The sequence below is a fragment of the Bradyrhizobium vignae genome, from assembly GCF_900324035.1.
GTDB lineage: Bacteria > Pseudomonadota > Alphaproteobacteria > Rhizobiales > Xanthobacteraceae > Bradyrhizobium > Bradyrhizobium vignae.
In genome coordinates, this window is sequence record NZ_LS398110.1 from 7,765,962 (window position 1) to 7,777,923 (window position 11,962).

The window sequence follows — 11,962 nt, forward strand, 5'->3', positions numbered from 1 at the left end:
GACTGTCAAAGCTCAGAGGCTTGTCACACCGTAAATATCCATGGTTAACCGCCGGTTACGGCCGCGCGAAGCCATCATGGCACGCGGCTCGGCCATGCCGGCGCCGGCCATCGCGGCAAATTGCACGATGTTCAATCCGACGCCGCCGGCCCCGAAAACGACGACGGCTTCGCCAATGGCGATCTGCGCATCGTTGTTGACGACACCGAGCGCGGTCGTCACCGCGCAGCCGAGCAGCGGCGCGCTGGTGCGATCGATCGAGGCGGGAACGGGCGTGACGCAATTCTCCGACACCACGGCATATTCGCGGCGGCGCCGCCAAGAACCGGCCACCGAGCGTGAAGACGCCGGTATACGCCGCGGCAACCGGGCACCACATGCCGAGCGGCTGGCGGCGGCCGCGACATGGAGACGCTGGAACGGGAGCGCGCAGCACGGCGTTCGCCCGCAAGGGAGTCGATCATGCCGACCAAACCGACCATCGCCCGCATCTGGCGCGGCCGCACCCGCCGCGACGCCGCCGACGCCTACCAGGCCTATCTGCAAGCGGAGGGCATTCCGCCGCTGCTGAAGACCGCGCTCGGTGTGCAGCAATTGCGCGAGGACCGCGGTGAGGAGACATGGTTCACGACCATCTCCTACTGGCCGGACATCGCAGCCATGACGGCTTTCACCAAGGGCGAGCCGACCAAGGTCCATCATCTCGCACGCGACGCGGAATTCCTGATCGAGCTGCCCGAACGCATCGAGATCCACCGCATTCTGATCGACGAACAGGGCCTGCGGTGAAGGCCGATCACCCGCAGCGAAGGCTCTGGGCAAGCACCGGCATTCCGATCGAAGCGATCAACGCGCCGCCGAGACTGATGCAGGCGCAGGCGGCTCACACTCGTGACTGCAAAGGTGATGAACCTTTTGACCCGCGCTGCCACGTATTTCTGCGCAGGGTAGGCGAAATAGAGTCCGGTCAGGGGCGAGCGAAGAGCTGGCAGCACGCGCACTAGCCGTTGTTGGTCTGCGAAAAAGGCCGGCAGGAATCCGATCCCCAGCCCGATGGCGACGAAGGTTCTTACCGTCAACAGGTCATCGCAGGTCAGGTCGCCCGATAGATCGATGCTGACCTTCCGCTTTCCCATCAGCATGGGCAGAGGACGGGCCCAAGGCTTGCCGAATCCAATCAGGTCGTGGTGTTTGAGATCATCCACATGACTGGGGACGCCGCGTCGGTCGAGATAGTGTTGGCTTGCAAACAGTCCCGACGGGCCCGTCACAAAAGACCTGGTCACCAGGCTGGAATCGCGCGGCGGGCCGATCCGGATGGCGAGATCGACGCCTTCGGCGATCATGTCGACGATCCGGTCCGTTACAATCAGCTCGATTTTCACCATCGGGAACGTTTCGCGAAACGTGCTGATGATGGGCGGCAGCAGACTTTGCGCGATGTCGACTGCCGCTGTGAGCCGAAGGAGGCCACTGAGGCTTCCCGCCTCCGACGTAATTGCAGCTTCGGCTGCCTCGATCTCACGAAGCCCGGCGCGGCACCGTTCAAAATAAGCCTGGCCCGCCGGCGTGACGCGGAGCTTGCGGGTCGTACGCCGGATCAGGCTAACACCGAGGCGCTGTTCGAGCGCCGCCATCTTTGCGCTCACCGTGCTGGCGGGCATGCGGAGCCTCCGGGCCGCGCCGGCAAAGCTGCCTGCCTCCAGCACCTGGACGAAGACACTGATCTCATCGATGCGCATCGCCAGGTCATTATGCAGAATTATGGACAGTAATTCCAGATTATCCTGACTTGCGGCGAAACGGCTTCTGCGATCTGCTTCGATCGGGGAAGGCCCTAAACCGCGATGGGATCAGGATGAATCACCATCGCGCTTCAGGTTGTTGTTTGAGCATGATCTTTTCGGAAAACCGCTGCACACTTTTCCGGATCATGCTTTAAGGAGCTGAAGGATGACGGGACTGATCACGCCGGTGGCCGACAGCGAACCGATCGACCCGCGCGTCCGCGTCGGGCATGTTCATCTGAAGGTGGCGGACCTCGAGCGATCACTTGCGTTCTATTGCGGGGTGCTCGGCTTCGGCCTGCACGGACTGATTGGCAACGAAGCAGCGTTCCTCGCCGCCGGCGGCTATCATCACCACATCGCGATCAACACCTGGGAAAGCCGGGGCGGTTCGCCGCCACCTGAAGGATCGACGGGCCTCCACCACGTTGCCTTTGTCTATCCGACGCGAGCCGCGCTCGGCGACGCACTCCGCCGCCTCCGAGCAGCGGCCGTCCAGCTCACCGGTGCCAGCGACCACGGTGGTTCGGAGGCGATCTATCTCCGCGACCCGGACGGCAATGGCGTCGAGCTCTACTGGGATCGACCTGAGGAGGAGTGGCCGCGCAATCCCGACGGCTCGTTGAAGATTGTCAGCAAGCCGCTCGATGTCGAAAAATTGGCGGCGGAGGGATCGTCCGAATCCCCGATCCAGCAAGGATAGATTGAGCCTCGTCATATCGGCTGATCGTCGACGTGACGGTCGCTTTCGTCATGGCCACAATCGCCCACGCGGACCCGGACGTCGCGAGGTCCCTCGTTCGGGATGTCGTGTCGAGCGCATCTTGAACTGGCGGTCCGCCGCAGTGCGCGAACGCGGCGCCCCTGCACAAGGCTTACGATCAGCTCGTCGGCGAAGGGCGGTGGCTTGCGCCCAAAGGCCTCGGAACCTTTCCGATCCGCTTCCCGGCGACGGAATCTCCTGGACTATTGCACCTCGATGTTCGCGTCCTTGACCAGCTTGCGCCAGCGGTCCTCCTCCTGCCCAACATAGCGATCGAGCTGTTCGGGAGCGCTGCCGACCATGATGAGACCTTCGTTGGCCTCCAGCTGCTTGAAGGCGCCGGACTGAACGGCCTTCGCGACCGCCTGGTTCAGGCGCGCAATCACCGGCGCGGGTGTCTTGGCCGGCGCGTACAGTCCATACCAGGACTCGGCGGCGTAGCCGGGCACTCCCGCCTCAGCAACGGTCGGCAATTGCGGGAACGCGGCTGAACGTTCAGCCGATGTGACGGCCAGCGCCCGGAGCTGCCCCGCACCACCAGCGAGGCCGCGCTGGCCACGGTTGTGAACATCACGTCGATCTGCCCGCCCAGGAGATCGCTGATCGCAGGCGCCGCGCCTGCGCGCATGTCGTCGCTCATGGCATTGCGCCGTTCCGGCCGGTTGAAGGCGATCGTCGCAACACCGGCCTCGACGGAAAATTCGATGAGCTGATAGGACATGAGCTGATAGGACATGGCAAGCTCCGTGGCTGGCGTCGGATCGATCACCGATAGCGGCTTGCACCCCCCTGGACATCCCCTTAATTCCACTGAGTGGAAATGGCGGGGAGGATGGATGTGGCACAGATGCGCAGATATGCGGGCGGGGTTGATGGCAACCGGTCGCTCGAAAGGGGCATCGAGATCATCAGGGCTTTCCGGCCCGGCGTCGACACGCTGGGCAACGGCGAGATTGCGGAGCGAACCGGATTGCCGCGATCGACGGTCAGCCGGTTGACACGAACGCTGGTCAATTCCGGAATGCTCGACGAGGTCCGCAGCCAGCGGACCTACCGCCTTGCGGCGTCCGTCATCAGCATCGGCCATGCCATGCGCACGGGATCACCCGTGCTCAATGCGATCGGCCCGATGATGCGGGCGGAATCGGCCAAGCGCCGGCTGAACGTCGGGCTCGCGACGGCTGATAGAACCATGATGGTTTATCTGGAGTCGATCCGCTACAGCCCGCGCGCGGCGCTGCGCAACGTCGTCGCCGGCCAGCAGGTCCCGATGGAGCTGACCTCGCTCGGCCGCGCCTATCTCGCCGGCATTCCAGAGCCCGAGCGCGCGAGCGATTGCTGAAACTGTTCAGACGGCGCAGCGCTGCCGCGACCAAGGCGCTGCTTGCGGACATCAGGAGATCGATCAGCTCCGTCCAACGCGACGGCTATTGTGCGGTGTCGTGGCAGCCCGCCGTTCTTGCCGTCGCAACGCCCATCGTGCTGGACGGGCTTCCGGTCTACGCACTCAACATGAGCCTGCAGAACGTCGAGCGCTCCGACGCGCTGGCGAGCGAGCTTGGCGCGTACCTCAACGCGTTCGCGGCCAAGTGCATGGAGGTGCTGCGAAGCGGATGAAGTACATCGGCATCGGTGGGCGCATGCCGCGACTGGAACCTGCAATCGCTTGCGGCTGTGCGGTTTCGCCGCAATGTTTCCAGCGGAATGAATCACTATAGTGCGCATGTCATGGCATATGTCGTCGACATAGATGCGCGCACCGCGCGTTTTGGTCTTCACGCCGGCCGCCTCCAAGCAGGCGGTTAGCCGGACGGTGTTCGCGCCGTCCGGGCTCTTTTCCAGCTTTCGTGGCCTCCACCCGAGAGGTCGTATTGAAGCCGAAGGAGTGTGCCGTGCTGCCTCTTCCAAGAATCGCGCTCATCGCATCTGACTATCCGCGGCTCGAACAGCTTGCGCGCCGTGCCGCCGAAAAAGGGGACTTGGACGGCATCTTCCTCATGGGTGAGATCAACCGGGCCGAGATCGTGCCGGACGAGTCGGACGATCTCCGCTCGCTGGTGACCGTGGGATCGTGGGTCACCTATTGCACGAACCGGGGCGCTCCGCCCGGCACCGTGCAATTGATGTGGCCCGAGGAGTGCTCGTCGGATCCCGCCCGCATTTCAGTCCTGACACCCCTGGGGGCGGCTTTGATCGGACTGAAGGCAGGCGATCAAATGCCGTACGTCGTTGCCGGCTGCCTGAACGTCGTCAGGGTTCAGAATGTGACCCGATCAGGCCCGAACGTCGTGCCTCTCTTCCGGGGGGCTCGGCGAGGCGAGCCGTTCGATGACGATCCTGGACCAACTGCAGCATAGGAGAGTTCAATGCGCAACTTCGACGCCGGGACTCGGCGAGAACAGCCGGCGTTGCCGCCGATCAAGATCGCAGAAGCCGAATCGCGACGCCTCAGCGCGCTGGCGAATTCAACGATGGATCTATTTCCCCGTGTCGCCCAATTCCTGGCGCGGGAGCTGGAACGTGCGACGGTCACGGAAGAGAACGACTTGCAAGGCGTGATCAGGATGGGGTCGAAAGTGACCTATCGCGATGACGAGACCGGCGCGAGGCGGGAGATCGTGCTCGTCTATCCGCACGAGGCGAATATCGAGCTCAACCGGATCTCGATCCTGACGCCCGTCGGAGCGGCGCTGATTGGCCTCTCGGCCGGACAGCGGATCGAATTCGAGACGCCCGACAAACGCACCAGAGGCCTGACCGTTCTCGCCGTCCACGAGTGAGGGGCTTCGTCCGACCCGATGGCGCCGTCTTGCTTCCATGACAGAATGGATTTTCGACGGCACGTCCCATCGGCCACCGACGAGAGCCCTGAATAGAGTGGTCGCTCCGCAGGGAAGGCCAACGGGCCGCGGATCGCCAGGGTGCAGCAGCGCAAGAAGTGCAACCGCGCCTTAACCGGCGAAGATGGGCACGACACCATAGTGAGGCCCGGGCAGGGCCGCCGTCACCGCCCCTGATATTCGGCCCAGCAGTCCGCCGTCTCGTAGACGCGGACCGCCCACAGCTGCCGTAGGCTCGGCTGCAACCGATCCCAGATCCAGACCGCGATATTCTCGGCGGTCGGGTTCGCGAGCCCATCGACCTCGTTCAGGCAGTGGTGGTCCAGCGCGGCCATGATGTCGGCGAAGCTTTTCTCGATATCGAAGAAGTCCGCGACGAAGCCGGTGTGCGGGTCCACCGGACCGTCCAACTGGACCTCGACCCGATAGGAATGACCATGCAGCCGGCTGCACCGGTGAGTCTCGGGCACGTTTGGCAGCCGATGCGCCGCTTCGAACTTGAACGCCTGCGATATCCTCATCCAGCTCCTCACACGGCGCGGCCATCCGGTCTCGAGCCGGTCTGGCGACCAGATGCTGCCTTGTCCTGACCTTCCGCCGAAGAATGGCGCGCCCGGAACGATTCGAACGTCCGACCCTCAGATTCGTAGTCTGATGCTCTATCCAGCTGAGCTACGGGCGCGTTTTCGCAAACAGCGCGGGCATGACCCGCAAGCAGCCCCCGGGCGGAGCCGGAGGGGGTGCGAAAGAGCGCTCTGACTAACCGCTCTTGCCGGCGTTGGCAAGGTCCGGGATGGGGAGATTTTGCAGGGCGATAACGGTTTGAATGTCATTCCGGGCAGATGCGCGCAATCGAACCCGGAATCTCGCGCAAAACCTCGGATTCCGGGTTCTCGCTACGCACGCCCCGGAATGACGCGAGGCTGTAGGCCTCTGGCCGACCTAAAGCGCGATGAGATTGGGATGAATCGTCATCGCGCTTTAGCTTGTTGTTTACGCATGATCTTTCCGGAAAACCGCTTCGCACTTTTCCGTATCATGCTTTAGGCCCTCTGCCGCTCGTTGCGGATGGAGAGCAGTTCCACGGGACGGTCGGGGATGACGATGCGGAAGGTGGCGCCGATGGTGCCTTCGACCAGGTGGATGTCGCCGCCATGGGCGCGGACCAGCTCGGCGGCGATGGCAAGGCCAAGGCCGCTGCCGCCGGGGCGGCCGGAGGTCTGGAAGGCCTCGAACAGGTGCTCCCGGGTCTTCTGGGGAACGCCGGGACCGGTGTCGGAGACCTCGATAATGGCGACGGCGCCTTCGCGCTTTCCGGTGATCCGGATCTGCTGCACCCGGCCCTCACCCGAGGCATGGCTTTCGAGCGCCTGGGCGGCGTTGCGGACGAGGTTGAGCAATACGCGGAACAGCTGGTCGGGATCGGCATCGACCGCGAGCCCGCGCTCGATCGCAGCGACCCAGGCGATTGAGGCGTCGTTGGTGAGGCCTGCGGTCTCGCGCACCTCCATCACCACGGGCTCGATCAGGATCATGCGGCGGTCGGGCGCGGCCTCCTGGGCGCGGCCATAAGACAATGTCGATTGGCAGAAGGCGATGGCGCGCTCGAGCGAGCGCACGAGCTTGGGCGCAAAGCGCTGCACCCGCGGATCCGGCACGCTGGCGAGCTGGTCCGACAGCAGCTGGGCCGAGGCGAGCAGATTGCGCAGGTCGTGATTGATCTTGGAGACGGCAAGGCCGAGCGCCGCGAGCCGGCTCTTCTGGTTCAGCATCGACATCAGATCGCGCTGCATGTCCGACAATTCGCGCTCGGCCACCCCGATCTCATCGCTGCGCTGGCTCGGCACGATGATCCCGGCCGAACTCTCGGGGTTCTCGTGGAAGCCGACCAGGCTCGCGGTCAGCCGCCGCATCGGCCGCACGAAGAGATAATGGAGCGCGAGATAGACGAGGCCCGCGGTCAAGACCGCGATGATCAGCGCGACCACCACGACGTTGCGGGAGAAGCGGTACATCTGCCGCCGCAGCGGCAGCTCGTCGGTGACGATCTCGATGAACTGGGCATTGCCGACCCCGGGACCGACGACGCGGATGGCCTGGTTGCCGGTCTCCAGCATCATCCGGAACGAGCCGGTGATCGCCTCCCAGGCGGTCATGTCGCGCAGGTCGATGTCATGCTCGATGGCGGAGGGAATGTTGTCGCTGGCGAGCAACCGGCGCTGCTGGCCCATCTTGATGGCGACGGCGCGGGCATTGATGCTTTTCAGGATCTGACGCGACAGCGAATCAGGCACCATGCCAAGCGGTGCCGCATCCAGCACCAGCGCCGCCGTGTTGGCCGCCGCAACGCGGTCATTCAGCCGGTTGACCCAGAAATTGGCGATGGCGGGCACGTAGAGCAGCACGGCGGCGATCATCACCAGGGGAATGGTGAGCAGCAGCAGCTTGCCAGATAGCCCGAGCCCGCGCGAGCCGCGGGGCCGCATCGCCGGCTGGTCCGGCTGATCCAGATCCTGGATCGGCTGGCGATCTGTGGATGCCACGAAATTCGCCCCTGTTGGCCTTGGCTGATCGAGGATGCGACCCGTCCGCAGTGCGGTCAAATTACGGATCGCTAATCTACCGAGGTAGGATGTAGGCGCTGATATCGCGAGTCGCCACCTCAAGAGTTAAAAACCCCGCGCAAACAGCGATATTGACGAGAATCGCGCGCTTGTGCGGCGTTGACGAAAAGAAGGCGCTCCCTTATAAGCCGCGCGAATTGTCCGCGATGACCCGGTGCGACACCGGGAGCGGCTCTCTTGGGGCCGAAAAAGGCCCGTTTTGGGCCGCATCTTCCGGACTCTACCATCAATTCTACAGGCAAATTGCCCGGTCAGCGGAGAAAAACCCGTGAAGCGGACTTATCAACCCAGCAAACTGGTGCGCAAGCGCCGTCACGGCTTCCGCGCCCGCCTCGCCACTGCCGGCGGCCGCAAGGTTCTCGCCGCCCGCCGCGCCCGCGGCCGCAAGCGTCTGAGCGCCTGAGCCGGACCCCCTTTTGGGATTTCATCATGGATCGGCTGAGGCAGCGGGCGGATTTCCTCGCCGTTGCCAATGGCGCGCGGGTGAATAGTCCCGCGTTCGTCCTGCAGAGCCGCCGCCGCGATGATCTCGGTCCGATCCGGATCGGCTTCACCGTCACCAAAAAGAACGGCAACGCCCCCGAGCGCAATCGCATCCGGCGCCGGCTTCGCGAATTGGTGAAGCGGCTCGATCCGGTGTCGATGCAGCCCCATCATGATTATGTCCTGGTCGGCCGAAGGGACGCGCTCTCGCGCGACTTCGCCACCATGCTCGACGATCTGCGCATAGCCTTCTCGAAGCCCGCGCGGCATACGGCCAAGGCGACAGACAAGGGCCCGAGCAAAGGTCCCGCGAAAGCACGTGGCCAGAGGCCAGGCGCCACCGCCCCCGCCAGCCGCAAACCGGATTGATGACGAGACATTAGAGATGACCGACAATCGCAATACCATTCTCGCCGTCATTCTGTCGGGCCTCGTCCTGATCGCCTGGCAATATTTCTACAATGTGCCCCAGATGGAGAAGCAGCGCGCCCAGCAGCAGGCGCAGTCCGAGCTCCAGAAGGGCAGCACGCCGCAGCCGACGGCCTCCGCAACGCCCGGCGCCGCGCCGCAGCCCGGCAGCACGGCACAGCCGTCCACTCCGGCCGCGAACCAGCAGGCGCAGCCGGTCGTCAGCCGCGACGCCGCGATCGCCGCCAGCCCGCGCGTGAAGATCGACACGCCGCGCATCGCCGGCAGCATCTCGCTGAAGGGCGGCCGCATCGACGACATCGCGCTGGTGCAATTCCGCGAAACCGTCGACCCGAAATCGCCGCCGATCGTCCTCTATTCGCCCTCGGGCACCGCCGAGCCTTATTACGCCGAATTCGGCTGGGTGGCGGCGACGGGCGTCACGGCGAAGATGCCCGATGCCCAGACCGTCTGGCAGCAGGAGGGCAGCGGCAACCTGACGCCGACGAGCCCGGTGGTGCTGAAATGGGACAATGGCGACGGCCTCACCTTCCGCCGCACCATTGCGGTCGACGACCATTATCTCTTCACGGTCAAGGACGAGGTGAGCAATGTCGGCAATGCGCCTGTCACACTCTATCCGTTCGCGCTGATCTCGCGCCACGGCGCGCCGCAAGTTTCGGGCTATTACATCCTGCATGAAGGCCTGATCGGCTATCTCGGCGACCAGGGCTTGCAGGAATACGCCTACAAGAAGGTGGACGAAGCCAAGCAGGTGAACTTCAACAACGTCATCAACGGCTGGCTCGGCATCACCGACAAGTATTGGGCCTCGGCGCTGCTGCCCGACACCAACGCCAAGCTGCAGGCGCGATTCTCGTCGAACCCATCGGGCAATCTCCACACCTACCAGACCGACTATCTGCTCGATCCCGTCACCATCGCGATCGGCGGCACCGGGACCGCCAATGCGCGGCTGTTCGCCGGCGCCAAGGAAGCCGGCGTCGTCGGCGTGTTCCCGTTTGCGGGTCTCGGCGGCTACAACAAGGCGCTGGGGCTGAACCATTTCGATCTGTTGATCGACTGGGGCTGGTTCTACTTCATCACCAAGCCGATGTTCCTCGGCCTCGACTTCTTCTACCGCTTCTTCGGCAATTTCGGCATCTCGATCCTGCTCGTCACCGTGATCGTGAAGCTGCTGTTCTTCCCGCTGGCGAACAAGTCCTACGCCTCGATGGCGAAGATGAAGTCGATCCAGCCGCAGCTTCAGGCGCTCAAGGAGCGCTACCCTGATGACAAGGTGAAGCAGCAGCAGGAGATGATGGAAATCTACCGCAAGGAGAAGATCAACCCGGTCGCCGGCTGTCTTCCCGTGGTGATCCAGATCCCGGTGTTCTTCTCACTGTACAAGGTGCTGTTCGTCACCATCGAGATGCGGCACGCGCCGTTCATCGGCTGGATCAAGGACCTCTCCGCGCCGGATCCGACCAATTTGTTCAACCTGTTCGGACTGATCCCGCTCGATCCGACCACGATTCCGGTGTTCGGCCATTACCTCGCGCTCGGCATCTGGCCGATCATCATGGGCATCACGATGTGGTTCCAGATGAAGCTGAACCCGACGCCGCCGGATCCGACGCAGCAGATCATCTTCAACTGGATGCCGCTGATCTTCACCTTCATGCTGGCCGGTTTCCCGGCAGGCCTCGTGATCTACTGGGCCTGGAACAACCTGCTCTCGGTGATCCAGCAGAGCTACATCATGCGCCGCAACGGCGTGAAGGTGGAGCTGCTCGACAATCTCAAGGCGACGTTCGCGAGGAAGGCGACGTAATCGTCATTGCGGGCGCAAATGCCTCCACGTCGTCGTGCCCGGGCTTGTCCCGGGCATCCACGTTTAGGAGGGTGCTCGACAGCCAGATGTGGATGGCCGGGACATCTGAACGGGAAGACGCGCTTCGCGCTTTTGCCCGGCCATGACGAGAGGATAGACCGAGCGGATGAACGACAAGACCGATGAGCGACTGATCGAAGCCGGGCGAAAACTATTCGCCCGCGACTGGCAGTTCATCTGGGCCTCGCCCTCGATCGAAACGCTGCCGCCGATGGCGGGGCTGGAGATCGCCTTTGCCGGCCGCTCCAATGTCGGCAAGTCCAGCCTGATCAACGCGCTCACCGGCCGCAACAACCTCGCGCGCACCTCGCATACGCCGGGCCGCACCCAGGAGCTGATCTTCTTCGAGGTCCCCGGCAAGACCGACCTCCGGCTCGTCGACATGCCCGGCTACGGCTACGCCAAGGCGCCCAAGAGCCAGGTCGCGTCCTGGACCGAGCTGATCCACAAATTCCTGCTGGGACGCGCGTCGCTGGCGCGCGTCTACGTGCTGATCGACGCACGGCACGGCCTCAAGGACGTCGATCTCGAAGTCCTCAAGACGCTCGATCGCTCCGCCGTCAGCTACCAGATCGTGCTGACCAAGGCCGACCAGGTGAAAGCCGCCGAGCTTCAAACGCGCATCGCCGAGACCGAGGCCGCGCTCGCCAAACACCCGGCCGCGTTCCCGACCGTGCTCGCGACCTCGTCACGCAGCTCGACCGGCATGGAGAGCTTGCGCGCCGCGATGGCGAAGCTGTTGGAAGAGCGGGCCCCGTGATGCTCGCGCACCGCCTGTTGCTTGGGCTTGCCGGTTTGACGGGCGCCGCCGGCGTTGCGCTGGCCGCCGCCTCCGCTCATGGCGCCGATGCCGGCCGGCTTGCCTCGGCAAGTGCCATGCTGCTGTTTCATGCAACGGCCATACTCGCGACCGTCGCCTTGCTCGCGCGCGGCCTTCTGCACGGCGGAATTGGACTCGTGGCGGCGTTCGGCTTCGTGATCGGTGCCGCGCTGTTCGCGGGCGATCTCACCTTGCGGCAATATGCCGGACACTCGCTGTTTCCGTACGCGGCGCCGACCGGGGGAACGGTGATGATCTTGAGCTGGCTGACGGTGACATTGGCGGCGCTGGTGCCTAGCAAGTGATGCTTTCTTCCTTCTCCCCTTGTGGGAGAAGGTGGCGC

At 64.0% G+C, this 11,962-nt stretch carries 14 protein-coding genes, 1 tRNA gene and 1 pseudogene; 10 read left to right on the forward strand and 6 right to left on the reverse strand.

Annotated elements, in window-relative coordinates:
- Nucleotides 1-12: 12 nt before the first annotated feature.
- Nucleotides 13-333 (reverse strand): hypothetical protein, encoded by a 321-nt coding sequence (locus BRAD3257_RS41620; protein WP_244607835.1) that lies wholly within the window; start codon nucleotides 331-333, stop codon nucleotides 13-15.
- A 129-nt stretch (nucleotides 334-462) separates the two neighbouring features.
- Between BRAD3257_RS41620 and BRAD3257_RS37350 the strand changes: the two genes are divergently transcribed.
- A complete protein-coding gene (locus BRAD3257_RS37350) occupies nucleotides 463-789 on the forward strand; it encodes a hypothetical protein (RefSeq protein ID WP_122406974.1) in 327 nt (108 codons plus the stop codon).
- On the opposite strand, the gene BRAD3257_RS37355 is transcribed toward BRAD3257_RS37350, so the two are convergent.
- Nucleotides 699-1,742, reverse strand: a complete 1,044-nt coding sequence (locus tag BRAD3257_RS37355; RefSeq protein ID WP_122405993.1) for a LysR family transcriptional regulator — start codon at nucleotides 1,740-1,742, stop codon at nucleotides 699-701. The genes BRAD3257_RS37350 and BRAD3257_RS37355 overlap by 91 nt on opposite strands.
- Before the next feature lie 211 nt (nucleotides 1,743-1,953).
- Between BRAD3257_RS37355 and BRAD3257_RS37360 the strand changes: the two genes are divergently transcribed.
- The gene (locus tag BRAD3257_RS37360; protein ID WP_122405994.1) at nucleotides 1,954-2,490 is read left to right on the forward strand and encodes a VOC family protein; all 537 of its coding nucleotides are present in this window, start codon (nucleotides 1,954-1,956) and stop codon (nucleotides 2,488-2,490) included.
- A 263-nt stretch (nucleotides 2,491-2,753) separates the two neighbouring features.
- Here BRAD3257_RS37360 and BRAD3257_RS37370 read toward each other — a convergent pair whose 3' ends face one another.
- Complete coding sequence (locus tag BRAD3257_RS37370; protein WP_244607836.1) at nucleotides 2,754-3,347, reverse strand: tripartite tricarboxylate transporter substrate-binding protein; 594 nt, start codon at nucleotides 3,345-3,347, stop codon at nucleotides 2,754-2,756.
- Between the two features lie 41 nt (nucleotides 3,348-3,388).
- Between BRAD3257_RS37370 and BRAD3257_RS42455 the strand changes: the two are divergent.
- The 3 genes and pseudogenes from BRAD3257_RS42455 (at nucleotide 3,389) to rnk (ending at nucleotide 5,330) form a co-directional block, all read left to right on the forward strand.
- Nucleotides 3,389-4,167 (forward strand): annotated as a pseudogene (locus BRAD3257_RS42455) (IclR family transcriptional regulator).
- 254 nt (nucleotides 4,168-4,421) lie between these two features.
- The gene (locus BRAD3257_RS37385) at nucleotides 4,422-4,907 is read left to right on the forward strand and encodes a GreA/GreB family elongation factor (RefSeq protein ID WP_122405995.1); all 486 of its coding nucleotides are present in this window, start codon (nucleotides 4,422-4,424) and stop codon (nucleotides 4,905-4,907) included.
- A gap of 9 nt (nucleotides 4,908-4,916) precedes the next feature.
- Nucleotides 4,917-5,330, forward strand: coding sequence for a nucleoside diphosphate kinase regulator (rnk, locus tag BRAD3257_RS37390; RefSeq protein ID WP_122405996.1), 414 nt, complete (start codon nucleotides 4,917-4,919; stop codon nucleotides 5,328-5,330).
- Nucleotides 5,331-5,554: 224 nt separating this feature from the next.
- On the opposite strand, the gene queD is transcribed toward rnk, so the two are convergent.
- The 3 genes from queD to BRAD3257_RS37405 all read right to left on the reverse strand — a co-directional run bounded on the left by queD (nucleotide 5,555) and on the right by BRAD3257_RS37405 (nucleotide 7,933).
- On the reverse strand, nucleotides 5,555-5,911 hold the full coding sequence (gene queD / locus BRAD3257_RS37395) for a 6-carboxytetrahydropterin synthase QueD (RefSeq protein ID WP_122405997.1): 357 nt from the start codon (nucleotides 5,909-5,911) through the stop codon (nucleotides 5,555-5,557).
- A gap of 84 nt (nucleotides 5,912-5,995) precedes the next feature.
- A tRNA-Arg gene (locus tag BRAD3257_RS37400) sits at nucleotides 5,996-6,072 on the reverse strand.
- Nucleotides 6,073-6,433: 361 nt separating this feature from the next.
- A complete protein-coding gene (locus BRAD3257_RS37405; protein WP_122405998.1) occupies nucleotides 6,434-7,933 on the reverse strand; it encodes a sensor histidine kinase in 1,500 nt (499 codons plus the stop codon).
- Between the two features lie 349 nt (nucleotides 7,934-8,282).
- On the opposite strand from BRAD3257_RS37405, the gene rpmH reads away from it, so the two are divergent.
- The 5 genes from rpmH to BRAD3257_RS37430 all read left to right on the forward strand — a co-directional run bounded on the left by rpmH (nucleotide 8,283) and on the right by BRAD3257_RS37430 (nucleotide 11,924).
- Nucleotides 8,283-8,417 carry a 50S ribosomal protein L34 gene (rpmH, locus tag BRAD3257_RS37410; protein ID WP_008542748.1) on the forward strand — a complete coding sequence of 45 codons (135 nt, stop codon included), beginning with the start codon at nucleotides 8,283-8,285 and terminating at the stop codon, nucleotides 8,415-8,417.
- A 26-nt stretch (nucleotides 8,418-8,443) separates the two neighbouring features.
- On the forward strand, nucleotides 8,444-8,866 hold the full coding sequence (gene rnpA / locus BRAD3257_RS37415) for a ribonuclease P protein component (protein WP_122405999.1): 423 nt from the start codon (nucleotides 8,444-8,446) through the stop codon (nucleotides 8,864-8,866).
- A gap of 16 nt (nucleotides 8,867-8,882) precedes the next feature.
- The gene (yidC, locus tag BRAD3257_RS37420) at nucleotides 8,883-10,739 is read left to right on the forward strand and encodes a membrane protein insertase YidC (RefSeq protein WP_122406000.1); all 1,857 of its coding nucleotides are present in this window, start codon (nucleotides 8,883-8,885) and stop codon (nucleotides 10,737-10,739) included.
- Between the two features lie 166 nt (nucleotides 10,740-10,905).
- Nucleotides 10,906-11,559, forward strand: a complete 654-nt coding sequence (gene yihA, locus BRAD3257_RS37425) for a ribosome biogenesis GTP-binding protein YihA/YsxC (protein ID WP_122406001.1) — start codon at nucleotides 10,906-10,908, stop codon at nucleotides 11,557-11,559.
- Nucleotides 11,559-11,924 (forward strand): DUF423 domain-containing protein, encoded by a 366-nt coding sequence (locus BRAD3257_RS37430; protein WP_162500660.1) that lies wholly within the window; start codon nucleotides 11,559-11,561, stop codon nucleotides 11,922-11,924. Before yihA ends, BRAD3257_RS37430 begins: the two co-directional genes overlap by 1 nt.
- Nucleotides 11,925-11,962 lie beyond the last annotated feature (38 nt).

Coding starts and splice junctions, on each gene's coding strand:
- BRAD3257_RS37350 (WP_122406974.1), top strand. CDS start 463: ATGCCGACCAAACCGACCATCGCCCGCATCTGGCGCGGCCGCACCCGC.
- BRAD3257_RS37355 (WP_122405993.1), bottom strand. CDS start 1,742: ATGCGCATCGATGAGATCAGTGTCTTCGTCCAGGTGCTGGAGGCAGGC.
- BRAD3257_RS37360 (WP_122405994.1), top strand. CDS start 1,954: ATGACGGGACTGATCACGCCGGTGGCCGACAGCGAACCGATCGACCCG.
- BRAD3257_RS37370 (WP_244607836.1), bottom strand. CDS start 3,347: ATGTCCAGGGGGGTGCAAGCCGCTATCGGTGATCGATCCGACGCCAGC.
- rnk (WP_122405996.1), top strand. CDS start 4,917: ATGCGCAACTTCGACGCCGGGACTCGGCGAGAACAGCCGGCGTTGCCG.
- queD (WP_122405997.1), bottom strand. CDS start 5,911: ATGAGGATATCGCAGGCGTTCAAGTTCGAAGCGGCGCATCGGCTGCCA.
- rnpA (WP_122405999.1), top strand. CDS start 8,444: ATGGATCGGCTGAGGCAGCGGGCGGATTTCCTCGCCGTTGCCAATGGC.
- yidC (WP_122406000.1), top strand. CDS start 8,883: ATGACCGACAATCGCAATACCATTCTCGCCGTCATTCTGTCGGGCCTC.
- yihA (WP_122406001.1), top strand. CDS start 10,906: ATGAACGACAAGACCGATGAGCGACTGATCGAAGCCGGGCGAAAACTA.
- BRAD3257_RS37430 (WP_162500660.1), top strand. CDS start 11,559: ATGCTCGCGCACCGCCTGTTGCTTGGGCTTGCCGGTTTGACGGGCGCC.